This window comes from Roseixanthobacter pseudopolyaromaticivorans (assembly GCF_043195145.2).
In the GTDB taxonomy this organism is placed as follows: domain Bacteria; phylum Pseudomonadota; class Alphaproteobacteria; order Rhizobiales; family Xanthobacteraceae; genus NCEH01.
Genome location: NZ_CM195539.1, coordinates 3,786,302 through 3,808,663 on the forward strand (window position 1 = coordinate 3,786,302; position 22,362 = coordinate 3,808,663).

22 protein-coding genes and 2 other RNA genes are annotated in these 22,362 nt (G+C 66.7%); 11 read left to right on the forward strand and 13 right to left on the reverse strand.

Annotated elements, in window-relative coordinates; translation table 11 throughout:
• Positions 1-4: 4 nt before the first annotated feature.
• The gene (locus tag V5F68_RS17820) at positions 5-781 is read left to right on the forward strand and encodes an N-acetylmuramoyl-L-alanine amidase (RefSeq protein WP_394014335.1); all 777 of its coding nucleotides are present in this window, start codon (positions 5-7) and stop codon (positions 779-781) included.
• A gap of 120 nt (positions 782-901) precedes the next feature.
• Positions 902-1,285, forward strand: an RNA gene (gene rnpB / locus V5F68_RS17825) — RNase P RNA component class A.
• Between the two features lie 31 nt (positions 1,286-1,316).
• Here rnpB and V5F68_RS17830 read toward each other — a convergent pair.
• A complete protein-coding gene (locus V5F68_RS17830; protein ID WP_394014336.1) occupies positions 1,317-2,279 on the reverse strand; it encodes a GlxA family transcriptional regulator in 963 nt (320 codons plus the stop codon).
• Between the two features lie 100 nt (positions 2,280-2,379).
• Here V5F68_RS17830 and V5F68_RS17835 point away from each other — a divergent pair, with 100 nt between their 5' ends.
• Complete coding sequence (locus V5F68_RS17835) at positions 2,380-3,195, forward strand: SDR family NAD(P)-dependent oxidoreductase (protein WP_394014337.1); 816 nt, start codon at positions 2,380-2,382, stop codon at positions 3,193-3,195.
• Positions 3,196-3,294: 99 nt separating this feature from the next.
• Here the strand turns inward: V5F68_RS17835 and V5F68_RS17840 are convergent, their stop codons facing one another.
• On the reverse strand, positions 3,295-5,244 hold the full coding sequence (locus V5F68_RS17840; protein WP_394014338.1) for a cytochrome c: 1,950 nt from the start codon (positions 5,242-5,244) through the stop codon (positions 3,295-3,297).
• A 202-nt stretch (positions 5,245-5,446) separates the two neighbouring features.
• Here V5F68_RS17840 and ligA point away from each other — a divergent pair, with 202 nt between their 5' ends.
• Positions 5,447-7,708 (forward strand): NAD-dependent DNA ligase LigA, encoded by a 2,262-nt coding sequence (gene ligA / locus V5F68_RS17845; protein WP_394014339.1) that lies wholly within the window; start codon positions 5,447-5,449, stop codon positions 7,706-7,708.
• Positions 7,709-7,780: 72 nt separating this feature from the next.
• Here ligA and V5F68_RS17850 read toward each other — a convergent pair whose 3' ends face one another.
• The 3 genes from V5F68_RS17850 to V5F68_RS17860 form a co-directional block, all read right to left on the reverse strand.
• Entirely contained in the window at positions 7,781-8,380 is a 600-nt protein-coding gene (locus V5F68_RS17850) for a hypothetical protein (protein ID WP_394014340.1), read from the reverse strand.
• A gap of 134 nt (positions 8,381-8,514) precedes the next feature.
• The gene (recR, locus tag V5F68_RS17855; RefSeq protein ID WP_394014341.1) at positions 8,515-9,123 is read right to left on the reverse strand and encodes a recombination mediator RecR; all 609 of its coding nucleotides are present in this window, start codon (positions 9,121-9,123) and stop codon (positions 8,515-8,517) included.
• A gap of 106 nt (positions 9,124-9,229) precedes the next feature.
• Positions 9,230-9,727, reverse strand: coding sequence for a MarR family winged helix-turn-helix transcriptional regulator (locus tag V5F68_RS17860; RefSeq protein ID WP_394014342.1), 498 nt, complete (start codon positions 9,725-9,727; stop codon positions 9,230-9,232).
• 63 nt (positions 9,728-9,790) lie between these two features.
• Between V5F68_RS17860 and V5F68_RS17865 the strand changes: the two genes are divergently transcribed.
• Positions 9,791-10,273, forward strand: coding sequence for a carboxymuconolactone decarboxylase family protein (locus V5F68_RS17865; RefSeq protein WP_394014343.1), 483 nt, complete (start codon positions 9,791-9,793; stop codon positions 10,271-10,273).
• A 9-nt stretch (positions 10,274-10,282) separates the two neighbouring features.
• Here V5F68_RS17865 and V5F68_RS17870 read toward each other — a convergent pair whose 3' ends face one another.
• Together V5F68_RS17870 and V5F68_RS17875 are read right to left on the reverse strand one after the other, a co-directional pair.
• Complete coding sequence (locus V5F68_RS17870) at positions 10,283-10,621, reverse strand: ArsR/SmtB family transcription factor (RefSeq protein ID WP_394014344.1); 339 nt, start codon at positions 10,619-10,621, stop codon at positions 10,283-10,285.
• Positions 10,608-11,054, reverse strand: a complete 447-nt coding sequence (locus V5F68_RS17875; protein WP_394014345.1) for an SRPBCC family protein — start codon at positions 11,052-11,054, stop codon at positions 10,608-10,610. Before V5F68_RS17875 ends, V5F68_RS17870 begins: the two co-directional genes overlap by 14 nt.
• Before the next feature lie 217 nt (positions 11,055-11,271).
• On the opposite strand from V5F68_RS17875, the gene V5F68_RS17880 reads away from it, so the two are divergent.
• Positions 11,272-12,453, forward strand: a complete 1,182-nt coding sequence (locus tag V5F68_RS17880) for an HPP family protein (protein WP_394014346.1) — start codon at positions 11,272-11,274, stop codon at positions 12,451-12,453.
• Between the two features lie 39 nt (positions 12,454-12,492).
• Here the strand turns inward: V5F68_RS17880 and V5F68_RS17885 are convergent, their stop codons facing one another.
• The 4 genes from V5F68_RS17885 to ffs form a co-directional block, all read right to left on the reverse strand.
• Positions 12,493-12,813 (reverse strand): YbaB/EbfC family nucleoid-associated protein, encoded by a 321-nt coding sequence (locus V5F68_RS17885; RefSeq protein ID WP_394014347.1) that lies wholly within the window; start codon positions 12,811-12,813, stop codon positions 12,493-12,495.
• Between the two features lie 26 nt (positions 12,814-12,839).
• Complete coding sequence (locus V5F68_RS17890) at positions 12,840-14,651, reverse strand: DNA polymerase III subunit gamma/tau (RefSeq protein ID WP_394014348.1); 1,812 nt, start codon at positions 14,649-14,651, stop codon at positions 12,840-12,842.
• A gap of 262 nt (positions 14,652-14,913) precedes the next feature.
• Positions 14,914-15,138: a hypothetical protein gene (locus V5F68_RS17895; RefSeq protein WP_348844086.1), complete on the reverse strand. Its 225-nt coding sequence runs from the start codon at positions 15,136-15,138 to the stop codon at positions 14,914-14,916.
• Between the two features lie 89 nt (positions 15,139-15,227).
• Positions 15,228-15,325: signal recognition particle sRNA small type (ffs, locus tag V5F68_RS17900), an RNA gene on the reverse strand.
• A 171-nt stretch (positions 15,326-15,496) separates the two neighbouring features.
• Here ffs and V5F68_RS17905 point away from each other — a divergent pair.
• Entirely contained in the window at positions 15,497-15,919 is a 423-nt protein-coding gene (locus tag V5F68_RS17905; protein WP_394014349.1) for an HIT family protein, read from the forward strand.
• A gap of 108 nt (positions 15,920-16,027) precedes the next feature.
• On the opposite strand, the gene V5F68_RS17910 is transcribed toward V5F68_RS17905, so the two are convergent.
• Positions 16,028-16,966: a peptidylprolyl isomerase gene (locus tag V5F68_RS17910; protein WP_394014350.1), complete on the reverse strand. Its 939-nt coding sequence runs from the start codon at positions 16,964-16,966 to the stop codon at positions 16,028-16,030.
• 263 nt (positions 16,967-17,229) lie between these two features.
• Between V5F68_RS17910 and rpmF the strand changes: the two genes are divergently transcribed.
• The 3 genes from rpmF (at position 17,230) to V5F68_RS17925 (ending at position 20,031) form a co-directional block, all read left to right on the forward strand.
• A complete protein-coding gene (rpmF, locus tag V5F68_RS17915; RefSeq protein ID WP_348844083.1) occupies positions 17,230-17,415 on the forward strand; it encodes a 50S ribosomal protein L32 in 186 nt (61 codons plus the stop codon).
• A 378-nt stretch (positions 17,416-17,793) separates the two neighbouring features.
• Positions 17,794-18,198 carry a hypothetical protein gene (locus tag V5F68_RS17920; protein WP_394014351.1) on the forward strand — a complete coding sequence of 135 codons (405 nt, stop codon included), beginning with the start codon at positions 17,794-17,796 and terminating at the stop codon, positions 18,196-18,198.
• Between the two features lie 192 nt (positions 18,199-18,390).
• On the forward strand, positions 18,391-20,031 hold the full coding sequence (locus V5F68_RS17925; RefSeq protein WP_394014352.1) for an EAL domain-containing protein: 1,641 nt from the start codon (positions 18,391-18,393) through the stop codon (positions 20,029-20,031).
• Between the two features lie 166 nt (positions 20,032-20,197).
• Here the strand turns inward: V5F68_RS17925 and phaR are convergent, their stop codons facing one another.
• A complete protein-coding gene (gene phaR, locus V5F68_RS17930) occupies positions 20,198-20,827 on the reverse strand; it encodes a polyhydroxyalkanoate synthesis repressor PhaR (protein WP_348844080.1) in 630 nt (209 codons plus the stop codon).
• Between the two features lie 239 nt (positions 20,828-21,066).
• Here phaR and V5F68_RS17935 point away from each other — a divergent pair, with 239 nt between their 5' ends.
• Entirely contained in the window at positions 21,067-22,245 is a 1,179-nt protein-coding gene (locus V5F68_RS17935) for an acetyl-CoA C-acetyltransferase (RefSeq protein WP_394014353.1), read from the forward strand.
• Positions 22,246-22,362: the final 117 nt, after the last annotated feature.

The following is a 22,362-nucleotide window of genomic DNA, read 5'->3' on the forward strand; positions in this document are numbered from 1 at the left end:
GCCCATGAGCGAAACCGCCCTGCCCTTCCCGCCGGACAGCGGCCTCGTCGGCGCGCTCGCGCCCTCGCCCAATTATGGGGCGCGCAAAGCGGCCATCGACATGGTGCTGCTGCACTATACCGGCATGGAGAGCGCGGAAGCGGCCATCGCCCTGCTGCGCTCTCCCGCCGCCGAAGTCTCTTGTCATTATGTGGTGCTGGAGGACGGGACCATCGTGCAGATGGTGCCGGAAGCGCTGCGGGCCTGGCATGCCGGCGTCTCCTCCTGGGAAGGCGTCACGGACACCAATTCGCGCTCCATCGGCATCGAGATCGTCAATCGGGGCCACGGCCTCGGCTATCCGGATTTTCCTGAAGTCCAGGTCACCGCGGTGGGGGCGCTCGTCGCCGACATCGTGGCCCGCCACGCCATCCGCGCCGACCGGGTGCTCGCCCATTCCGACGTGGCGCCGATGCGCAAGGACGATCCGGGCGAGAAATTCCCGTGGGAGGTGCTGCACCACGCCGGCATCGGCCATTATGTGCACGAGGCGCCCCTACGGGGCGGGCGCTTCTTCATGATCGGCGATGGCGGCGAGCCGGTCGCCGCGCTCCAGGCCATGCTGGCGCTCTATGGCTACGGAATCGATGTGACGGGCGTGTTCGACGAGCAGACGCGCGCCGTCGTCACCGCCTTCCAGCGCCATTTCCGGCGCTCCAAGGTGGACGGCGTGGCCGACGCCTCCACCATCATGACCTTGCGCGACCTGATCCAGACCCGTCCGGGCGAGGCGGACGCGTGAGCGCTTGAGGAGACTTTGTCCACAACGGGCATTTGCGCGCCCCGGATGAAGAGCGGCCGGCGGCGTGCCGAACCGCATCCGCCCTTGACGCGCGGCGCGCGAACCCCCATTGCAGGGCGACCAGCCGGCCGGGCGGCCGCGTCACCTTCGGGTGCCGAGGAAAGTCCGGGCTCCACGGAGACACGGTGCCGGATAACGTCCGGCGGGGGCGACCCTAGGGAAAGTGCCACAGAAATCAAACCACCCGCGCGTGCGCGGGCCAGGGTGAAACGGTGGGGTAAGAGCCCACCGCGCGACCGGCAACGGAAGCGGCACGGCAAACCCCACCGGGAGCAAAGTCGAATAGGGACGGCAGGAGCGCGGCTCGCTGCATCCAGGCCTCGTCTTCGGGCCGCCGTCCGGGTTGACTGCTAGAGGCACCGAGCAATCGGCGTCCCAGATGAATGGTCGCCACGCGGGCGCAAGCCCGCCGTACAGAACCCGGCTTACAGGCCGGCTGGTATTCACCCTCCCCACCGCGACCGGCCCGCGCCGCTCAGGCGGCGATCTGGGCCTCCACGTCGCCACGCGCGGCGCGGGCGGCGCGCCGGATGGTCTGGGGCGGCTGGCCGAAGGCGCGCAGGAACGCACGGCGCATGCGGTCGCGATCCGCAAAGCCGGTCTGCCGGGCCACCTCGTCGATGGAATGGCCGGTGTCCTCCATGAGCTGGCGCGCGGCCTCGAGGCGCAGATGCTCCACCGCCTTCGCGGGCGATTGCCGCGTCTCCGCCTGGAACGTCCGGCTGAACTGGCGCGGGCTGAGATTTGCGACCCCGGCCAGGTCTTCCACGCTCAGCCGGCTGTCGAGATGGGCGCGCGCATAGGTGAGCGCCTTCTGGATGCGGTCGGATTTCGGCTCCAGCTCCAGCAGGGTGGAGAATTGCGACTGCCCACCAGCGCGCCGGTGATACAGGACCAGCTTGCGCGCCACCGCGCGGGCGAGGACGGCGCCGCAATCCTCCTCGATGAAGGCGAGCGCGAGGTCGAGGCCAGCCGTCATGCCGGCGGAGGTCCAGATCGGGCCGTCCTCGACGAAGATCCGGTCCTCCTCCACCTTGATCTTGGGAAAGCGGGCCTGCATCTCGCGGGCCTGGAACCAATGGGTGGTGGCGCGCCGGCCGTCCAGCAGGCCCGCTTCGGCGAGCACCATCGCCCCGGTGCAGATGGAGGCGATGCGCCGGCAGCGCCCGGCCACGGCGCGCACCAGCGCCACCTGTTCGGCGGGCGCGTCGCCCTGCATCGATCCGGCGACGATGAGCAGATCGAGCGCACGCTCCCCGAACGCCTCGGTCTCGACCGCGAAACCCGCCGACGCGCGCACCGCCCCCCCGGAGCGCGAGAGCATCCGCATGTCGTAGTGCGGTTCGCCCGCCTGGATATTGGCCAGTTCAAACGCCGTCGCCACCGCAAGCGCGATCGGCGAGAAGCCGGGATAGAGAAGAAAGCCGATGCTGATCATGCGCGATGTCCTGATTTGCCGTTTATATGACATTTGAGACGCGGCCGATCAAGCCTAACTTGCCTCCATCGCGGCAGGGCTTGCCGCACGGAGACAGAAGATGAGCGGATATGACACGAAGGGCACGGCCCTGATCACCGGCGCATCCACGGGCATCGGCGCGATCTATGCGGACCGGCTGGCGCGGCGCGGGTTCGACCTGATCCTGGTGGCGCGCAACACGGCGCGGTTGAACGCCGTTGCGGCCAAGCTGGCCAAGGACACCGGACGCGCGGTGTCGGTGATCACCGCCGACCTCGGTACGGCCCCGGGCCTTCAACGGGTGGAACAGGTGCTGCGGGAGAATCCGGCCATTACGCTGCTGGTCAACAATGCCGGCTTCGGCGGCGTGACGCCTTTGCTCCAGTCCGACGTGGACCGGATGGAAGCGATGATCGACATCAATGTCACCGCGCTCACCCGCCTCACCTATGCGGCGGTGCCGGGCTTCGTGGTGCGCGGGCGCGGCGCCGTCATCAACATCTCTTCCATCGTGGCCATCGCGCCGGAGGTGCTGAACGGCGTCTATGGTGCCTCGAAGGCTTATGTGCTGGCGCTGACGCAATCGCTCCAGCACGAGCTGGCGGACAAGGGCGTGCGCGTCCAGGCTGTCCTGCCCGGCGCCACCGCTACGGAATTCTGGGATGTCGCGGGCGCGCACATTTCCAATGTGCCGGAAAGCTGGGTGATGCACGCCGAGGATATGGTCGATGCCGCGCTTGCCGGCTTCGACCTGGGCGAGGTGGTGACGATCCCGCCGCTCCAGGATGGCGCCGAATGGACCGCCTATGAGGCGTCGCGCCAGGCGCTGTCGAAGCAGCTCATGCATGCGACGCCGGGGCCGCGCTATGGGATCGCGGCGTCCCGCGCGGCCTGAACGGCCTTGCATCCGGCCACCCGCGGCGGCCGGATGCCTCCCCCCGAGTGGGGGGAGGCAGTTTATGCGTTCACGTGCAAGAACAAGCGCGCGTCCCGCTCATTTGGTCGAGGCTTTCACCGTCGGTGCGCTGAGCTGCAGGGTCTGAACCACCTGCTGCCCGAAGCCGGTGAGCAGATTGTATTGCTCCGCCACGCTGTTGCCGCCCTGCGCCACCACCAGCGGGCAATAAGCGGAGATCAGCGCATTGGCCACATCCGAGAGGCGGGCCTTGGGGTTTTGCTGCGACAGGGTCGTGGCCAGTTGCACCACGGCCGCGCCGGCGACCGGGGGGGTCGGCGTGCCGAGCAGGGATACCGCCTTGTCGGCCAGATCCTTCGGCACCAGCTTGCCGTCATTGGCCGGGCAGGTCAGCTTCGCGGCGATGGCGGTGGGCTGGCGCGCCACCAGCGACGTGCCGACCGGCGTTGCCCACACGATCGAAACGTCGGGCATAGGCACGGCGGCGACCGCGGGCGAGACATCCGCCGCGACCTGGAGCGTGAAGCGGCGCAGCTCCGCGCTCTTCTGCCAGTCGGGAAGGCTGCTGGTGGCCACCACCGGGCAATAAGCGGCGGTCAGCGCATCCACCACCGTATCGGGCGTGGCGCCCGAATCGGCGGCGGAATAGGCGGCGGTCAGCACATGGATCTGCCGGTTGCCGCCCTGCATCATCTGGGTGATGGCGGCGACCGCCTTCGGATCCGGCCCGGTCGAGCCCGGCCCGCCACCCACCTTCGGGCAATCGAAGGCGGAAGCCTGTTGGGTGCCGAAATCCGGCACGTTGGCGGTCGCGCGCCAGGCCGCGACCATGGCCGGCGTCGCGCTCGGGTCGGCCTTGTTGCCCCAGGAGGTGCGCACGTAGTTCACGAGGTCAGCCACCTGCTGGTCGCTGAGCCGGCCGGCGAACGAGGGCATGGGTCCATAGGTGCCGCCGGAAGGCAGGCCGCCGAGGATCGCCATGATGACGTTATAGGGCTCGCTCGCCACCACCGCCGGATTGCCGGCGAGCGGGGGAATGATGTCGGTGGAGCCGGCGCCCTTGGACATGTGGCAGGGCGCGCAATTGTCCACATAGCTCTTGGCGGCGCGTTGGAACACGTCGGCCGGAAGCGGCGAGGCGGCCTGCGGCGCGGGCACGTCGCTCGGCGGCGGCGCGTCCATCAGATAAGTGACGAGGGCCGTGAGGTCGGTGGGGGTGAGGAAGCCGAGGCTGTCATGCACCACTTCCGCCATCGGCCCGAACACAGAGGTCTTGCCGGTGGAGGAGCCGCTCTTCAGGAAGGTGGTGAGCTTGTCGGCGGTCCAGCCGGACTTCTTCAGGCCTTCGGTGGAAATGTCCGGCGCCCAATAGCCGTCCACCTCGGTGCCGAGGAAATTCTGCTTCTGCTTCACCGCGCCCATCAGGTTGCGCGGGGTATGGCAGTCGGCGCAATGGGCCAGGGTCTGGGCGAGATAGGCGCCGCGATTCCACGCGTCGCTCTTGCCGGTGGTGGGCTTGAAATAGGCGGGCTCGAAGAACAGTTCGCGCCACGCCAGCAGGCCGAGGCGGACATTGAACGGGAAGTTGAGCTGGTTTTCCTTGCGCGGCTCGGCGATCGCGGGAATGCGCCTCACGAATGCCCAAAGGGCCTTCAGGTCGCTTTCCTCGATGCCGGTATAAGCATCGAACGGCATGGCGGGATAGAGATAGGCGCCGTCGGCGCGAATGCCGTCGTGCAGCGCGGCCTTGAACTGCTCATAGGTCCAATTGCCGATGCCATAGGCGGGATCGGACGTGATGTTCACCGAGAACATGGTGCCGAACGGGGTGTTGAACGGCAAATTGCCGGCGAACGGCTTCTTCGGATCGCCGGAATGGCAGGGCATGCAATCGCCGGCCTTGGCGAGATAGGCCCCGCGCTCCACCAAGGCCGAATCATCGGCCTGGGTCTGCGCGGATGCGGCGCCCGAGAATACTGCCGTTGCGGCACAGGCTGCCCACAAAGCCGCTTTGCGAAGCCTACGCATGAACCCGCCCCCTTTTTTTGATCGTCCCATCCCTACTTTGGACATCTTACATTTTAGAGACGGGAAGACAGCCCCCTCGCGCTCAGTTGCCGCGGGCGCGGGGTTGGGCGAAAAGAGCGGGGCCCCGGCGCGTCGCGCCGTTTCCGTTCGCCCCGCCCGTTTGCCCGCCCCTGCGAGGGCCCGCAGCGAGAAGAAACGTCGCATGTCGCGCTCAAAGTCCGCCTCCGACCGCCCGCTCCGCGACCAGATCGTGGAAAGCCTGACGCCCGATGACGCCGCGGCCGAGCATGCGCGACTCGCGGACGAGATCGCCGCCCACGATGCGCGCTATTACCAGGAGGATGCGCCGACCGTCACGGATGCGGAATATGACGCGCTGCGCCGCCGCTACGAGGCGATCGAGGCCCGCTTTCCGGACCTGCGCGGCACTGAAAGCCTCTCGGAAAAGGTGGGCGCCGCGCCGGCTGCGAAATTCGCGAAGATCTTCCACGCCGTGCCCATGCTCTCGCTCGGCAACGCCTTCTCCGACGAGGAGGTGGAGGAATTCGTGGCGCGCGTGCGGCGGTTCCTGAACCTGCCGGCGGGAGAGACCCTGAATTTCACCGCCGAGCCGAAGATCGACGGCCTCTCCTGCTCGCTGCGCTATGAGCGCGGCCACCTCGTCTCCGCCGCCACGCGCGGCGACGGCAGCCAGGGCGAGGATGTGACCGCCAATGTGCGCACCATCGCGGAAATTCCCCATGTGCTGAAGGGCGAAGGGGTGCCCGAGCTGATCGACGTGCGCGGCGAGGTCTATATGGACAAGGGCGATTTCCTCGCCCTCAACGCGCGCCAGGAACAGGCGGGCAAGCCGCTCTTCGCCAATCCGCGCAATGCCGCCGCCGGCTCCCTGCGCCAGCTCGATTCGGCGATCACCGCCGCCCGCCCGCTGCGCTTCTTCGCCTATGCGTGGGGCGAGGCGTCGAGCCTGCCCGCCGATACGCAGCTCGGCGTGGTGCATGCGTTCGCGCGCTGGGGCCTGCCCACCAACCCGTTGACCATTCTCGCCGACGACGCGGCCGGCCTGCTGGCGCATTTCCGCAAGATCGGCGCGGCGCGCGCGCAGCTCGGCTATGATATCGACGGCGTGGTCTACAAGGTGGATCGCCTGGATCTGCAACGCCGGCTGGGCTTCGTCTCGCGCTCGCCGCGCTGGGCGCTGGCGCACAAATTCCCGGCGGAGCAGGCGACCACGGTTCTGGAGGAGATCGAGATCCAGGTCGGCCGCACCGGCGCGCTGACCCCGGTGGCGAAGCTCACCCCGGTCACGGTGGGCGGCGTCGTGGTCTCCAACGCCACGCTGCACAACGAAGACTATATCCGCGGCATCGGCGGCGACGGCGAGCCGATCCGCGGTGGCGTTGATATCCGCATCGGCGACACGGTGGTGGTGCAGCGCGCCGGCGACGTGATCCCGCAAGTGGTCTCCGTGGTGCTGGAGAAGCGGCCGGAGGGGACGAAGGCCTATGAATTTCCGCACCATTGCCCGGTCTGCGGCAGCCTTGCCGTGCGCGAGGTGGACCCGAAGACCGGCAAGCAGGATGCCGTGCGCCGCTGCACCGGCGGCCTGATCTGCCCGGCCCAGGCGGTGGAGCGGCTGCGCCATTTCGTGTCCCGCAACGCGTTCGACATTGAGGGCCTGGGGGAGAAGCAGGCGCATGCCTTCTACGAATGGAAGATGATCGCCGAGCCGGCCGACATCTTCCGCCTGAAGACGCGCAACGAACAGTCCCTGACCCGGCTGGAGAATCGCGAGGGCTGGGGCAAGACCTCCGCGCAAAAGCTGTTCGCCGCCATCGAGGAACGGCGCACCATCGCGCTGGACCGCTTCATCTTCGCCCTCGGCATCCGCCACGTGGGCGAAACCAATGCCAAGCGCCTCGCCCGCCATTACGGCACGATGGAGGCGCTGCGGGACGCCGCCGGTGCTGCGGAAATGCCCGAGGAGATGGAGGAGGCCGCCGCCCCCGGGGCGCCGCAGGGGGAACCCGCACAGGACGAGCCGGGGCCCGCAAAGGCACGGCGGCGCAAGCCCCAGGGCAACGAGGCCTGGGCGGAAATGATCAATATCGACGGCATCGGCGCGGTGGTCGCCGAGGCGGTGGTCGACTTCTTCCGCGAGCCCCACAATCAGGAGGTGGTCGAAGCGCTGCTGCGCGAGGTTACGCCCCAGCCGCTCGAAGCCGTCTCCACCGGCTCGCCGGTCTCCGGCAAGACCGTGGTGTTCACCGGCTCCCTGGAGAAGATGACCCGCGAGGAGGCGAAAGCCATGGCCGAGCGGCTCGGCGCCAAGGTGGCGGGCTCGGTTTCCGCCAAGACCGACCTCGTGGTGGCGGGCCCCGGCGCAGGATCGAAGCTGGAAAAGGCCCGCGCGCTCGGTGTCCAGGTGATCACCGAGGATGATTGGTTCGATCTGGTGGGGTGAATAGCGGCCCTATGCTCCCTGGGGCGGGACGGGGCGGAGCGGGCTCCGCCCCGTCCGTGTGTCGCCCGGCGATCAGTTCTTGGACGGCGGAGGCGCGGCCACAAGGAAGGTATACGTCTTCGAATCCGAGGCGGATCCGGAAGGCCCCACACTGATGGTCCAAATCACGAGATTGGCGTTGAGCGAGCCCGATTTCGTAGCCGTAATCTGGGACGAGCACGAGACGCTGCCTTCTCCGCCTTCAACGGCGTCCATGAACAGCGCCTTGTTTTTGCTCAGGCATTCAAAGATGCCGACGCCTTCCCTGATGATATTTTTCTTGTTGCAATTGATAAGGTTGGACGGATTTATATTGTAGGATATTCCATCGACTGAAACTTTGTCCAATTGTTCGCGACTCAAATTCCCTCCCCCGCCGACGGGCACAACCCACGGAAATTTAAAATCAAACCCGCCAGACTGGGAATTGGTCGAACTTTCAGAGAATGAGATTTTTACCTTCATCTTATTGCCGGGAAGAGATGCAACATGAGGTATCGACTTGGCGAAGCTCCCCGCCTCGCACTTTATCGTGTTGCTCAACGTTTCGCCGTTGATCTCTTTCAGTTGCGACGCCGCCGCCGGATTACTGAGCAGAGCTATCCCCAGAACCAAAATGCCGAAGCCCTTCATGGCATCCCCCACCACCCGCGCGCATTAATGCGGATTGCAAGCTCTAGAATACACAATCATGGCCTGCATGAAAGGCTTAAGCCAGGGCGTGGGAGGACGCTGACGTGGGAGGAGCCCGAGCGCCCGGAGGGGGCTTACCCGACGCTGGTCCGCGCCCGCATGGCGGCGGAGAGGGTGCCTTCGTCGAGATAGGCGAGGTCCCCGCCCACCGGCACGCCATGGGCGAGGCGCGTCACCTTCACCGGCAGGTCGCGCAACAGGTCGGTGATGTAATGGGCGGTGGTCTGACCATCCACGGTGGCGCCGAGCGCCAGGATCACTTCCTTGAAGCCCTCGGCCTCCACCCGGCCGATCAGCTTGGCGATGGAGAGATCCTCCGGCCCCACCCCGTCGAGCGGCGAGAGCACGCCGCCGAGCACATGATATTTGGCGTGGATGGCCGAGGCCCGCTCCAGCGCCCATAGATCGGAGACGTCCGCCACCACCACCAGCACGGTCGGGTCGCGCTCATGGTCCGCACAGACCGTGCAGGGATCACGCACATCGAGATTCCCGCACACGCGGCATTCGACGATCTTGCCCAATGCGTCCTGCATGGCGAGCGTGAGCGGGGCCAGCAAGGTCTCGCGCTTCTTGATCAGATGCAGGGCGGCCCGGCGCGCCGAACGCGGGCCGAGGCCCGGCAGGCGGGCCAGCAGCTGGATCAGGCGTTCAATCTCGGGGCCGGCGACGGCGCGGGGCATGGCGGGCTTTCTCGACACGAACTTCAGCCTGCCATGTAGCCCCGCCATCGGCCTTCCGCCAAGGGTCCCGCAAACCGGCCGCAGGCCCGCGCCTCACCGGGCGGGGCTATGACGGCTCCGGCGGGCCATCGCCGTCGACCGCGAAATCGGTTGCGACCCGCACCAGCCAGCGCCGCACCACGCTTTCCTCCTCCGGCGAGAGGCCGGCGGCCATGCGCGCTTCAAGGGGCGCGGTGCGGCCCCGGCACTGGGCAAGCAAAGCCTCCCCCGCCGGCGTGACATGGAGGCTGATGGCGCGGCCGGCGGCGGGCGCGGTCCGCGTCAGCGCGCCGTCGCGCTCGAGATTGCGGACGATCACGGTCAGGGTCTGCGGCGTCAGCAGGGCCAGCCGGGCGATCTGCGCCGCCGGCTGTCCGGGATAGGCCTTCACCAGAGTGAGGACGAGGAATTGCGGGGCCGTCAGGCCAAGATCCGCCAAGGCCTCCTGCAGGGCATGGCTGGACGCCGCGTTCGCCTGACGCAGAAGATACCCGAGGTATCCATCCACGCCGCGCTTGCGCTCGCCCGGGCGCGGCAAGGCGGACGGGAGGCTCTTGCCCTCCATATCAGACCTCTTATATAGACCCCTATCAGACCTCTGATATGCACGATGGAGCCTGAGACGTCCATGTCCGACACGACCGCACATTCCGCCCACATCTCGCCCGCCAAGGCCTATGGCCTCGCCAAGCCGGTGTTCGCCGCGCTCGCCGACCTCAGCGCCGCGGTGAAGGCGAGCGGGCTTGAGAATTCCCTGCTGGAACTGGTGAAGCTGCGTGCCTCGCAGATCAACGGCTGCGCCTATTGCGTGCAGATGCATGCGGACGACGCCCGCAAGGAGGGCGAAACCGAAGACCGCCTGCAATTGCTCGCGGTCTGGCAGGAAGCGCCGGTCTTCACCGCCCGCGAGCGCGCGGCGCTGGCCTGGACCGAGGCCCTCACCCGCCTCTCCTCCGGTCCCGCTTCGGAGGCGCTTTATGCCGAAGTGAGCGCACACTTCTCGGAGGCCGAGATCGTCAACCTCACCGCCGCGGTGGGGTTGATCAATATGTACAACCGCTTCGGCGCGCCGCTGCGCTATCCCCCGGCCGTGACCAAGCGCGCGGCCTGAGCGCCGGCCTCACCGCTCGACGAACGCGCTGAGCCGCGCCAGCGCGTCGTCCCACTGGCGGGAGACGGCATCGAGATAGGCACGGGCGGCATCCACCGCATCGGGGCGGAAGGCGAACCGGCTTTCCCGCCCCACCCGCACGCTGCGCACGAGGCCCGCCTCCTCCAGCACGCGCAGATGCTTGGTCACCGCCTGCCGGGTCAGAGCCGTGCCGGCGGACAGGCCCGCGATGGAGGCCTCCTGCCCGTCGCTGAGCCGGGTCAAGAGGGCAAGGCGCGTGTGATCGCCGAGGGCTGCGAACACCGGGACCGGGTCGGCCCCGGCGGCGGAAGGGCTAGCGCTCGACATAGGCTTGGATATTGCCTATTTGCGCGGCCCAGCCTCGGTCGTTCATGCGCAGGGCGTCGGGCATGCGGTGGGGCGGCAGGGCGTCGAAGCCGGTTTCGGTCACGGTCAGGCGGGTGCCGGCCGCAATGGGGAAGAGGCGAAACTCGACCAGCGTCGGCGTCTCGCCGGAATAGTCCACCCCGGCCTCGATGGCATAGGGATGCCAGGTGAAGGAGAACAGGCGCGGCGGCTCCATCTGTTTCACCGTGGCGTTCCATGTCACATGCTCATAGCCGGGCACCGTCATCCGCCCCGTGGAGCGGGTGCCGGGCATGAACGGCCCGTCCAGCTTCACGCGGAACCAGGTGCCGAACGCCTCGTGGTCGGTGAGCGCGTGCCACACCTTTTCGACGGGTGCCTTCAGATCGATGGTCTTTTCGATGGAATTGGACATAGGCAACCTCCTGGTTGCCTGATCATCTCGAAATCTCGAAAATAGGCAACCAAAAAGTTGCGGATCTTGCCCTCTGGAAACGCCGCTTTCACCCGCGAAAATACTGCATGCCAGAGATTGCCTAGGATGCGTTCAAATTGCTAAAACTTTGGGCATTCCGGCCTCTCGGCCGTTCCCCGCCCGCGCCGCACCTGTCGGACCGCCAAGGATGGCGCCCATGCTTCCAATCCTCGCCTTCCTGAAGCGCCTGCTGCCCGCGCTGACGCCCGTGAGCAATGTGGAACGCCTGCGCGCGGCCTGCGGCGCCGGGCTGGGCCTATTCCTCACCGGCTTCATCACCCAACTCGCGCTCGGGCCGGTGGACAATCTGGCGCTGCTGATCGCGCCCATGGGGGCATCATCGGTGCTGCTGTTCGCCGTGCCGTCGAGCCCGCTGGCTCAGCCTTGGTCGATCCTCGGCGGCAATCTGGTGGCGGCGCTGGTGGGCGTGACCGCCGGCCTTCTCATTCCCCATCCCTATGTGGCGGCGGGGGTGGCGGGCGGCGTCGCCATCGGCCTGATGCTGGTGCTGCGCTGCCTGCATCCGCCGAGCGGCGCGGTGGCGCTCACCGCCGTGCTCGGCGGCCCGGCGATCCATGCGCTCGGCTATCAGTTCGTGCTCTGGCCGGTGGGGATCAATTCGCTGCTGCTGCTCGGCTGCGCGCTCGCCTACAACAATCTCACCGGCCGCCGCTATCCCCAGCTCGCCCCGATCGCGGCGGCGCCCGGCGACCCCGGACGCGCCAAGGATCGCGTCGGCTTCTCCGCCGCCGACCTCGATGCCGTGTTGAAGCAGTATGGCGAGGTTATGGACATCGACCGCAACGCCCTCGAAGCGATCCTGCGGCAGGCGCAGACGCGCGGCTATCTGCGCCGCACGGGGGAGATCACCTGCGGCGACATCATGACCCGCAATGTCCTCGCGGTGGCGCCGGAAACCCCTCTGCGCGAGGCCTTGGACCTGTTGCGCGGGCATCACATCAAGGCTTTGCCGGTGACGGACGAGAAAGCGCACGTGGTGGGAATCGTCACCCAGACCGATCTGCTCGACAAGGCGGACTGGGGCCGCAACGGCCCGCACATCGGCCTTGCGCAACGCCTGAAGCAGGGCCTGAACGCCGGACGCGCCCCGGATGCCAGCGTTGCCGACATCATGACGGCGCCGGTCAAATCGGCGCGCCCGGACACGCCGATCGCCAATCTCATTCCCATGATGCTCGATGCCGGCCTGCACCATTTGCCGGTGATGGACGGCCACCTCCAGCTGGTGGGCATCGTCACCCAGACCGACCTGATCGCCGCGCTGTTCTACGGCAATCTCGCCGGCCGCCTCGCGCCGAGCAGCGGCGTGCCGGCCTGAAACCGGTTCGCGCGGCGCACCGTGCCGCGCGGGGATCGCTCAGAACAGGTTGAGGCCCGGCGGCAGGGCAAGGCCGCCGGTCATGGACTTCATCTTTTCCTGCATGATTCGCTCCGCCTTGTGGCGGGCGTCGGCGAGCGCGGCGACCATGAGATCCTCCAGGATCTCGCCTTCATCGGCCTTGAGCAGGCTGGGATCGATCCGCACCGCCTTGGTGTCGCCCTTAACCGTCATGCGCACGGTGACAAGGCCGCCGCCGGAAGCGCCCTCCACCTCCGTGTTCTCCATCTCCTGCTGCATCTGCTGCATGCGCTCCTGAAGCTCTTTTGCCTGCTTCATCATGCCCATGAGGTCGCGCATCAGGTCTCTCCGTGCCGGGGTCGGGATCAGGGCTCGCCGTCGTCGTCGAACCCAGGGCCCATATAAGCGTCCTCGTCCGCCGGCGCGAGGCCGATCTCCGCACTCTCCTCGCGGGTGCGCACGTCAACGATCTGCGCGCCGGGAAACCGCGACAGCACGGCGGAGACCAGCGGGTCCGCCCGGATGCCCTCCTCGCGCTCCTGGCGCACCGCATGGGCGGTCTCCGCCAGGGTCGGCGCGCCGGGCGCGCGGGACGTCAGCGACACCAGCCAGCGGCGGCCGGTCCATTCCGTGAGCTTGCGCGACAGATCCTGGACGAGATTCGGGTTGCCGTCCGGCACCAAGGCGAACTCGATGCGCCCCTCTTCGAGGTGCACGAGGCGCACCTGGGTCTCGACCGCGTGCTTCAGCAGCAGATCACGCTTGGCGCTGGCGAGCGCGACCACATCCTGGAGCGAGGCGAGAACCGGCCCCTCCTGCGCCACGGGGGCCGGGGCCGCCCGCGCCATGACGGGGTCGGGCGCACGCTCGGCGCGGGGCGCAAGCGCGAGGCGCGCGCTGGCCCCGCCACCGCCGCCACCACCGCCGCCGGGCAGTGCGGGGGCCGCACCCTCCGAGGCGGGCATGTCTCTTAGCCGGCGCAGCGCCTCGTCCGGCGTGGGCAGATCGGCGGCATAACCGAGGCGCACCAGCACCATTTCGGCCGCCTGGGCGGGCTTGGCCGCCTGCTGCACCTCGGCGATGCCCTTGGCGAGCATCTGCCAGGCGCGCGACAGCACCCGCATGGAAAGCGCCTTGCCCATCTCGACGCCGCGCACCCGCTCGGCCTCCACCAGCGCCGCATCGCTCGCGCTCTCAGGCACGATCTTTAGCCGTGTCACAAGATGAGTGAATTCGGCCAGATCCGTCAGAATCACGGCCGCGTCTGCGCCGCCGTCATATTGCTCGCGGAACTCGTCCAGCGCCCGGGCCATGTCGCCCTTCATCAGCGCCTCGAACAGGTCGATCACGCGCGCCCGGTCGGCGAGGCCCAGCAGCCGGCGCACTTCTTCCGCGCCGACGCTGCCGCCGCCATGGGCGATGGCCTGGTCCAGCAGCGAAAGCGCATCGCGCACCGAACCTTCCGCCGCGCGGGCGATGGTGGAGAGCGCCTCCGCCTCGACCGTTACGTTCTCCTTCGCGCAGATGCCGGCGATGTGGGCGGCGAGGACGCCGGCCTCCACCCGCCGCAGGTCGAAGCGCTGGCAGCGCGAGAGCACGGTCACCGGCACCTTGCGGATCTCGGTGGTGGCGAACACGAATTTCACATGCTCCGGCGGCTCCTCCAGCGTCTTCAGCAGGCCGTTGAAGGCCGCCGTGGAGAGCATGTGCACTTCGTCGATGATGTAGACCTTGTACCGCGCCATGGCGGGGCGGTAGCGCGAGCCCTCGATGATCTCGCGAATGTCGTTGATGGAGGTGTTGGAGGCTGCGTCCATCTCCATCACGTCCACATGGCGCGATTCGATGATGTCCCGGCAATGCCGGCCCATGACCGAGAGGTCGAGGCTCGGCCCGCCGCCGCCTTCCATGGGCTCGTAATTGAGCGCGCGGGCGAGGATGCGGGCGGTGGTGGTCTTGCCCACCCCGCGCACGCCCGTGAGGATATAGGCCTGGGCGATGCGGCCGGAGGCGAAGGCGTTCGACAAGGTGCGGACCATGGCCTCCTGGCCGATCAGGTCCGTGAAATTCTGGGGCCGGTATTTGCGCGCCAGCACGCGATAGGGCGCAGCGGCAGCCGCCGCGGGCGGGGCGCCGAGGTCGAAGCCGGGGGTGTCGTCAGGAAGATCCGCGCTCATGTCCCTTCATACCATTCCGGGCGGCGGGCGCAGCGATTTTTGGCGATCCCAGCTGCTTCGCCCCCAGCCTGGAAGGTGGCGAAGCGTTTCGCGGAACTTCGGGCGAAAAGGCGGTGTCGTCCGGCGAAAAGGCACGGAGACGCTTCACCAAACCCCTGTTCGTCTTCGCTAAGTTATTGTTTCACGTGAAACATTTTGCGAAAATCACAGGGCTTCCAGCCCTTCCGGCCGCCGCTTCGCCGGCCGCCCGATCCCGCGAAAATCATTTCGCCCGCTGAAACAGATCGGCCCCGCCCACACGGACGCAGATGTAGCGGCGATAGCCGTCCTTGAATTGCTGGACCGCCTCGCCTTCCAGCCGCGACGGCACGCCGGCCGCGAGCCCGGCCTTGCAGCTGTCTTCGGTCGTGAACAGGCCGGCCTTCGTGACCACGTGGGCATCGGGACCGGACAAGGCGCTCAGCAGAATGACCGCAATGGCCCACATATGCGCCTCCGCATCTGATCGCCACCCGAGCCCGGGGCCGCGCGATGCGGCATCAGGCGATGCGGATTTCCAGGCGAGGTGGAGAAAAAGGTGGGAGGCTGATCGGCAACCCGAGACGGTCTCGTTGGGGCTGCTTCCTTCCGGACCTGACCCGGTTGGCGAGTGGCTCGTCCACCGCCAACCTCCCGGCCCCTATATCGTCGGCTGCAGCCCGCTTGGCAAGCGCGCCGGCTCTCTTTCTTGCGGATGGGGGTTCCGGGCCCTCCCGGCAGGCCGGCGGCGGGCGGGGGCTGTTCACCTTTTCGTGCACACCTCCTGGTCGCTTGCCCTTCGCGAGGACGCAAGCTCAAGTGGCTCCATGTCCAGATCCCTTTTCCATATCGATCCCAGGCTCGCAGCTGATGGCCCCGCCCTCGGCGACCTCCCCCTGTGCCATGTGCGCCTGGTCGATGACTCCCGCTTCCCCTGGATCGTTCTCGTGCCGCGCCGCGCGGGGGCGAGCGAGATCATCGACCTGCCTCCGGAAGACCGGCGCGTCCTGATGGACGAGATTTCCGCCGCCAGTGCCGCCCTGAAGGCCATCAGCGGCTGTGCCAAGCTCAACGTGGCGGCGCTTGGCAATGTGGTGGCCCAGCTCCATGTGCATGTGGTCGGCCGCAATCCCGACGACGCGGCTTGGCCCGGCCCGGTGTTCGGTCATGGCACGCGCGTGCCCCTGCCCGCAGCCGAGCGCACGGCGCGCAGCCTCGCCCTGCGCAAGGCCCTCGGCCTCCAGGCCTGAGCCGGGCGGCCTTCACCTCATTGCCATAAAATAAAGAAAACGCCGCCCGGGATACCCGGACGGCGCAAAATTACATGACACAAGCCGACCGGCTGATCCGGCCTCGCCTCACTTCGCGGCGGGGGCCGGCGTCGCGGCAGGAGCGGCTGGCGCGGGCGCGGCGGGGGTGGCGCCGGCAGGCGGCGTCGTGCGCTCGATCTTTGCTTCGGCGCGCAGCTTCGTGACGAGGTCGCCCTGGGCCTTGCGGATCAGATATTGGTCGATCTGATCGGACACTTGGTCATAGGTCGGCACGGGCTTGGTGCGCTTGTCTTCCAGCTTGATGACGTGCCAGCCGAACTGGCTTTTCACCGGGTCGGAGATCTGGCCCTTTTCGAGCTTGAACGCGGCGTCGGCGAATTCCGGCACCATCTGTTCCTTCGTGAAATAGCCGAGATCGCCGCCGTCTTCGGCGCTGTCCTTGGAGTTTTCCTTGGCGAGCTTGGCGAAATCCTCGCCGGCCTTGGCCTTGGCGGCGATTTCCTTGGCCTTGGCCTCGGTATCCACCAGAATGTGCCGGGCGCGCACCTCGGTTTCGGGCTTGCTGGCCTTCACGAACTCATCATAGGTGGCCTTCTTGGCCTCTTCGGTCACGGCCTTCTTGGCCTCGGCGCTCATCAGCGCTTCCATCAGGGCCTTGGTGCGGGAATAATCCATCCGCATCTTGAAATCGGCGGTCTGGTCCAGCTTCTGCGCCTCGGCGGCCTTGGCGAGCAGGGTCATGTCGGTGAGGAAGGAAAGCACATATTCGCGCCGCGCTTCGCCCTGCACCTGCGGCAGGCCGGGGCCGATGTCTTCCTCGGCGATCGCCACTTCGCTGGCGCGGATGGGCGTGCCGTTGACGGTCGCCACGATCGCGTCGCCGGCGGGCGTCCCGGCGGGAACCGCAGGAGCGGCGGCAGCAGCTGCAGCCGGCGCCGGGGCGGCCGTCTGGGCCGAAGCCACGCCGCCAAAGGCGAAGGCCGACAGCGCGAGCGCCATTGCGGCGGTAGGAGCGGAACGCATCATGTCCGAAGTCCTTAAAATCTTGCGGGTGCCCGAAGCGGCGCGCACCCTCGCTCAGGTCCCTTCGCGTGGCAAGTGGGCATTCGTGCGGCGCGGGCGTGCCAATTAAGAGAAATCTCGCCCACCAGAATTTGCCGCGGGGGCCTTTCGCTCCGTCGCGCAAGCCTGTATAAGGCGCGCCTCCAATCGAGATTTTGGTTTCGCTAGTCTGCGCGGACCTTCGCTGCAGGCGCAATGAGTTTGGTCGTTTTCCCCGGAGTTTGGACATGGCCGTCCCTAAGAGAAAAACCTCGCCGTCCCGTCGCGGCATGCGCCGCTCGGCCGATGCGCTGAAGCAGCCGACCTATGTCGAGGACAAGGATTCCGGCGAACTGCGTCGCCCGCACCACCTCGACCCGAAGACCGGCATGTATCGCGGCCGTCAGATCCTGAAGCCCAAGGCCGAAGCCTGAGCCTGCTGGCGTACGCGAACAGCGCGGGCGCCCTCTCGCCAAGGCGCCGCGGGGAACAGCCCGCGCATATGGCCTCCTGAGGGAGGCCTCCGCCTCTTGAGTGGATGATTCCGCCCGAGGCGAAGCGTCATTTTATAGCGGCGATCGCCCTGCGGATCGCACGCACATGCGCAATGCGGTGGATTCCGGGCATTGGCCCTTCAACCGCATTTTGCGCGGATCGCAAGCCATTCTTAGCCAAGTCTTTGATCAGGCAGGAAAGTCGCGACCGCCCCGCTGCGGGGACGGTGACTTTTGCGCGGGAATGTGCGACCCATCCCCCGATAACCGGACCAGCGGGCATTCCGCTTCCGGTGAAGCCGGGTGGAGGAGCAATCAATGCTGACGCCGATTCCGCTGCTGATTGTCCCGCTCGCCATTTATAACATTTTCTGCTTCCTGACCCCGGGCCTGGATTGGCATTCCATCCTCGGGTCGTTCGCGATGATGTCGGGTGCTGTCTGGCAGATCACGATTGCGGACGCATTCGTCGCATTCAGCCTGTTCATCCTGTTTTTCGAGATCCTCAAATCCACCCGCGTCTCGTCACGCTCGCTGGTCGACCATATGCTCTCGATGCTGGTGTTCATTGGCGGCATCGTCGAATTTCTCTTGGTGCCTCAGGCTGGCACTTCGGTTTTTGCCCTCCTTCTGTGCATCATGCTGCTGGATGTGGTGGCTGGGTTTTCCGTTTCGGTGCGCGTCGCGCAGCGTGATTTCAGCGTCGAGCCTCGCGCAAACTGAAAAGTGTCGTGCGGTAGTCACTGGACACGGTTAGGTGATCGCGGGGTTGACCTGAGCAGAGCAACCCGTGAGGGTTCGGCCAGGCAGAGGTAGGCAACCGTGGCAGGGCAGATCGACGATGCCGGCATGTCCAGCGGCGGAGGGAATGATTCCGCCAGATCAGGGCCTGTCCCTTCCGATATCATTGACTTTATGACCGCCATCGAATGCGTGGGCTATCGCTGGGATATTACAACCGACAGACTGTCTTGGAGCGACAACGCAACTCGCGTTTTAGGTGACGAAGCCACACGACTATTTGCGACCGGCCGTTCGTTCGATGAATATTGCCGCACCGCCGCCGGGGCCGCCACCGGCCGCAAGTCCCTGTTGCATGCCCCTTTGCGCGAAATCGGCGACGGCGCACCCTATGATTCCTCCTATCAGCTCCAGCTTGGGTCCGGGCAAAACGGACGCCTGATCTGGGTGGTGGACAATGGCCGCTGGTTCGGCGGCCCGGATGGGCGCCCAAGCCACGCATTGGGCACGCTGCATGTGATCGGCGAGATCCCAAAGAGCACACACGCCCTGCACGGCGGCCATATAGATCCCCTCACGGGATTGGTCACGCGCAGCCGGTTGATGGATATCCTGTCCGACCATATCAAGGCGGTCGAGGATACCCATATCAGCTGGGCGCTGATCCTGATCGGAATCGATTATCTAGGCCGCATGAACGACAGCTTCGGCTTCGAGATCGCCGATCAGGCGATCGGCCAGGTCGCCGCGCGGCTGCGCACGCGGGTGCGCGGGTCCGATGTGCTCTCGCGCTTCTCCGGCAACAAGTTCGCCTTGCTGGCGCGGGGAATCGATCCCCAGGCCCTGCCGGAGCTCTGCGAAGCCTTGATTGCGCACGTGCGGGACACGCCGATCGACACTGGTGCCGGCCCGATGCCGGTCAGCGTTACCATCGGCGCCGCCGTTGCCCCGCTGCGGGCGATAACCGGCGCGCACATGGTCGCGCGGGCGCAGGAGGCGCTTGAGCGCGCCAAGAAGCGCGAGCGTGGATCAGTTCACCTCTACGAGCGCGACGCGGCCCGCGATGGGCGCCGCCGCACCAATCTCAGGATTGCGGAAGACATCGTCAAGGCGCTGAAAGAGAAGCGCGTAACCATTGCGCTCCAGCCCGTGGCGGATGCTCATTCGCGTGCGGTCGTGTTCTACGAAGCTCTTGCCCGCATCTCGCCGGGGCCGAACGACAATCCACATGAAACCGGCAGCATCATCGCCACCGCCGAAGCGCTGGGGCTGATGGGCGTGCTGGATCGGCGCGTCCTGAGGCTGGTGACATCGGCGATGCGTGCCGACCAGAATCTGCGGCTGTCGGTCAATGTTTCCCCCTCCTCCATCGCCGACCGGGAGTGGATGCGCCTGTTCGCGGCCGAGGTGACACCGGACATCGGCGCCCGCCTGGTGCTGGAGCTCACCGAATCCGTTGCTGTCCACGATCTCAACGCCGCCCGCACCTTCGTGGAACTGGCGCGCTCGACGGGTGCAAGGGTGGCGATCGACGATTTCGGCGCCGGCTCAACCTCGTTCCGGAACTTGCGCAGCCTTGGCGTCGATATGGTGAAGATCGATGGCGGCTTCATCATGCATATGACGCAGTCCGCCGACGACCGCGCCTTCGTGGAAGCGCTGATCCATCTTGCGCGCCAACTGGGCATCGCCACCGTGGCCGAGTGGGTTCAGGACGAACATACGGCGGCGATGCTCACGGCCGCGGGTTGCGATCTGATCCAAGGTGCGCTGACCGGTCTGGCAAAGCCCATGGCCGATCCCGCCCTCTGGTAGAGGCGCGCGGGTATCCAGCCAACATGCCGAGGTCTTCCGTGGCGCAACGAACGCAATGCGCGCGTCTCGGATTTTACGCGCGGGGCATAGCTGGCATGCCCCGCAATCAGGCTGCGCTCCGCTAAAAGCCTGGCGCGGCATGGCCTTGTGGCCATGCCGGCTTTCGTCAGGAATTACCGGAGGTGTCCGGCTTCGAGACCAATTTTTCCAGCTTCTGCTGCATGTCGAGCATCTGGCGCTTCAGGGCTTCCAGATCGTCCGCCGCATGCTCGGCGGCAGCCGGAGCGGCGGGCGGCGGCGGCTCGCCGGCCTCTCCCTTCGGGAAGGGCAGGAAGATATTGAAGGCGCGCTCGAACATTTCCATGTTCCGCCGCACATGCTCATCGAACCCACCGAACGGCGTGCCCGGCAGGGGCGAGCCCGTGAGCGGCGAATTGGTCAAGGTCTTCGCATATTGGTCGCGAAACTTGCCCTGCTCCTTCGTGAAGCTGTCGATCGACATCTCCAGGTAGCGCGGCACCATCATCTGCATGCTGTCGCCGTAAAAGCGGATGATCTGCCGAAGGAAAGCGATGGGCAGAAGGTTCTGCCCTTTGTTTTCCTGCTCGAAGATGATCTGCGTGAGCACCGAATGGGTAATGTCGTCCCCATTCTTGGCATCGTATACGACGAAATCCTCGCCTTCCTTCACCATGGTGGCGAGGTCTTCGAGGGTCACATACGTGCTGGTGCCCGTATTATACAAACGGCGATTGGCGTATTTCTTGATGGTGACTGGCTCTTGCGTCTTGGCCATTGTCCGGTCATCCGTTTCCTCAACTGTGCCGAGGTTAAGTCGTTTCCGTGGGTTGTGCCACCCTTTTGTGCAGCGCAGGCGTGGAAATTGCTGCGCAAATAGTGCGCAACATGCACGCCTGTTTCGTATTTGCGCAGTGCCGTACGACGACATGGGTCATTGACACGGAGAGCCGCGCGAAACCACGATGCGCGGCATCCGAGTGCGGCGCAAAAGCCGCCCGCCCGCAGGAGACCATCATGCCAGACGACGTCGTCATCGTCGGAGCCGCCCGCACCCCGGTCGGCTCGTTCAACGGTGCGCTGAGCACCTTGCCCGCCCATCAATTGGGCGCCATCGTCATCAAGGCCGCGCTGGAGCGCGCCGGCGTGCCGTCCGATAAGGTCAGCGAAGTGATCCTCGGCCAGGTGCTCACCGCAGCGCAGGGCCAGAACCCCGCCCGCCAGGCCTCCATCGCCGCCGGCGTGCCCATCGAGAGCCCGGCCTGGGAGATCAACCAGGTGTGCGGCTCCGGCCTGCGCTCCGTTGCCCTCGGCTTCCAGGCCATCCAGACCGGCGACAGCGACATCGTGGTGGCAGGCGGCCAGGAATCCATGAGCCTGTCGAACCATGCCGCGCACGTGCGCAACGGCACCCGCATGGGCGACCTCGGCTTCGTGGACACCATGATCAAGGACGGCCTGTGGGACGCCTTCAACGGCTACCACATGGGCAATACCGCCGAGAACGTGGCGCGCCAGTACCAGATCACCCGTGCCGACCAGGACACCTTTGCGGTCGCCTCCCAGAACAAGGCGGAAGCCGCCCAGAAGGCCGGCCGTTTCAAGGACGAGATCGTTCCCGTCACCATCTCCACCCGCAAGGGCGATGTGGTGGTGGACACCGACGAATATCCCCGCCACGGCGCCACCCTTGAAGCCATGGCCAAACTGAAGCCTGCGTTCGAGAAGGACGGCACGGTCACCGCCGGCAACGCCTCTGGCATCAATGACGGTGCCGCCGCCGTGGTGCTCATGAGCGCCGCCCGCGCCGCCGCCGAGGGCAAGAAGCCGCTCGCGCGCATCGTCTCCTGGGCCCAGGCCGGCGTCGATCCGAAGGTGATGGGCACGGGCCCCATCCCCGCCTCCAAGGCCGCGCTCGAAAAGGCCGGATGGACCATCGATGACCTCGACCTCATCGAGGCCAACGAGGCGTTCGCCGCCCAGGCCATCGCGGTGAACAAGGAACTCGGCTGGGACACCAGCAAGGTGAATGTGAACGGCGGCGCCATCGCCATCGGCCATCCCATCGGCGCCTCGGGCACCCGCATCCTGGTGACCCTGCTGCACGAGATGGAAAAGCGCGACGCCAAGAAGGGCCTCGCCACCTTGTGCATCGGCGGCGGCATGGGCATCGCCATGTGCATCGCCCGCGACTGATTGCATCTCAATCGCGGCCGGTAGAGACAACCGGCCGCGCCTCGATTTCGATGACGCCCGGACCGCCAATCCGGGCGTTTTCGTTACCAGGGTCCCGCCGCGTCCGGTGCAATCCGG

What these genes read in the sequence shown, in the direction of transcription:
- V5F68_RS17880 (WP_394014346.1), top strand. Translation starts at nt 11,272, where the DNA reads ATGCTTCCAATCCTCGCCTTCCTGAAGCGCCTGCTGCCCGCGCTGACG.
- V5F68_RS17925 (WP_394014352.1), top strand. Translation starts at nt 18,391, where the DNA reads ATGACCGCCATCGAATGCGTGGGCTATCGCTGGGATATTACAACCGAC.
- V5F68_RS17875 (WP_394014345.1), bottom strand. Translation starts at nt 11,054, where the DNA reads ATGTCCAATTCCATCGAAAAGACCATCGATCTGAAGGCACCCGTCGAA.
- phaR (WP_348844080.1), bottom strand. Translation starts at nt 20,827, where the DNA reads ATGGCCAAGACGCAAGAGCCAGTCACCATCAAGAAATACGCCAATCGC.
- V5F68_RS17840 (WP_394014338.1), bottom strand. Translation starts at nt 5,244, where the DNA reads ATGCGTAGGCTTCGCAAAGCGGCTTTGTGGGCAGCCTGTGCCGCAACG.
- rpmF (WP_348844083.1), top strand. Translation starts at nt 17,230, where the DNA reads ATGGCCGTCCCTAAGAGAAAAACCTCGCCGTCCCGTCGCGGCATGCGC.
- V5F68_RS17835 (WP_394014337.1), top strand. Translation starts at nt 2,380, where the DNA reads ATGAGCGGATATGACACGAAGGGCACGGCCCTGATCACCGGCGCATCC.
- V5F68_RS17920 (WP_394014351.1), top strand. Translation starts at nt 17,794, where the DNA reads ATGCTGACGCCGATTCCGCTGCTGATTGTCCCGCTCGCCATTTATAAC.
- V5F68_RS17850 (WP_394014340.1), bottom strand. Translation starts at nt 8,380, where the DNA reads ATGAAGGGCTTCGGCATTTTGGTTCTGGGGATAGCTCTGCTCAGTAAT.
- V5F68_RS17890 (WP_394014348.1), bottom strand. Translation starts at nt 14,651, where the DNA reads ATGAGCGCGGATCTTCCTGACGACACCCCCGGCTTCGACCTCGGCGCC.
- V5F68_RS17820 (WP_394014335.1), top strand. Translation starts at nt 5, where the DNA reads ATGAGCGAAACCGCCCTGCCCTTCCCGCCGGACAGCGGCCTCGTCGGC.
- V5F68_RS17935 (WP_394014353.1), top strand. Translation starts at nt 21,067, where the DNA reads ATGCCAGACGACGTCGTCATCGTCGGAGCCGCCCGCACCCCGGTCGGC.
- V5F68_RS17905 (WP_394014349.1), top strand. Translation starts at nt 15,497, where the DNA reads ATGTCCAGATCCCTTTTCCATATCGATCCCAGGCTCGCAGCTGATGGC.
- V5F68_RS17885 (WP_394014347.1), bottom strand. Translation starts at nt 12,813, where the DNA reads ATGCGCGACCTCATGGGCATGATGAAGCAGGCAAAAGAGCTTCAGGAG.
- V5F68_RS17910 (WP_394014350.1), bottom strand. Translation starts at nt 16,966, where the DNA reads ATGATGCGTTCCGCTCCTACCGCCGCAATGGCGCTCGCGCTGTCGGCC.
- ligA (WP_394014339.1), top strand. Translation starts at nt 5,447, where the DNA reads ATGTCGCGCTCAAAGTCCGCCTCCGACCGCCCGCTCCGCGACCAGATC.
- V5F68_RS17830 (WP_394014336.1), bottom strand. Translation starts at nt 2,279, where the DNA reads ATGATCAGCATCGGCTTTCTTCTCTATCCCGGCTTCTCGCCGATCGCG.
- V5F68_RS17895 (WP_348844086.1), bottom strand. Translation starts at nt 15,138, where the DNA reads ATGTGGGCCATTGCGGTCATTCTGCTGAGCGCCTTGTCCGGTCCCGAT.
- V5F68_RS17860 (WP_394014342.1), bottom strand. Translation starts at nt 9,727, where the DNA reads ATGGAGGGCAAGAGCCTCCCGTCCGCCTTGCCGCGCCCGGGCGAGCGC.
- V5F68_RS17870 (WP_394014344.1), bottom strand. Translation starts at nt 10,621, where the DNA reads ATGTCGAGCGCTAGCCCTTCCGCCGCCGGGGCCGACCCGGTCCCGGTG.
- recR (WP_394014341.1), bottom strand. Translation starts at nt 9,123, where the DNA reads ATGCCCCGCGCCGTCGCCGGCCCCGAGATTGAACGCCTGATCCAGCTG.
- V5F68_RS17865 (WP_394014343.1), top strand. Translation starts at nt 9,791, where the DNA reads ATGTCCGACACGACCGCACATTCCGCCCACATCTCGCCCGCCAAGGCC.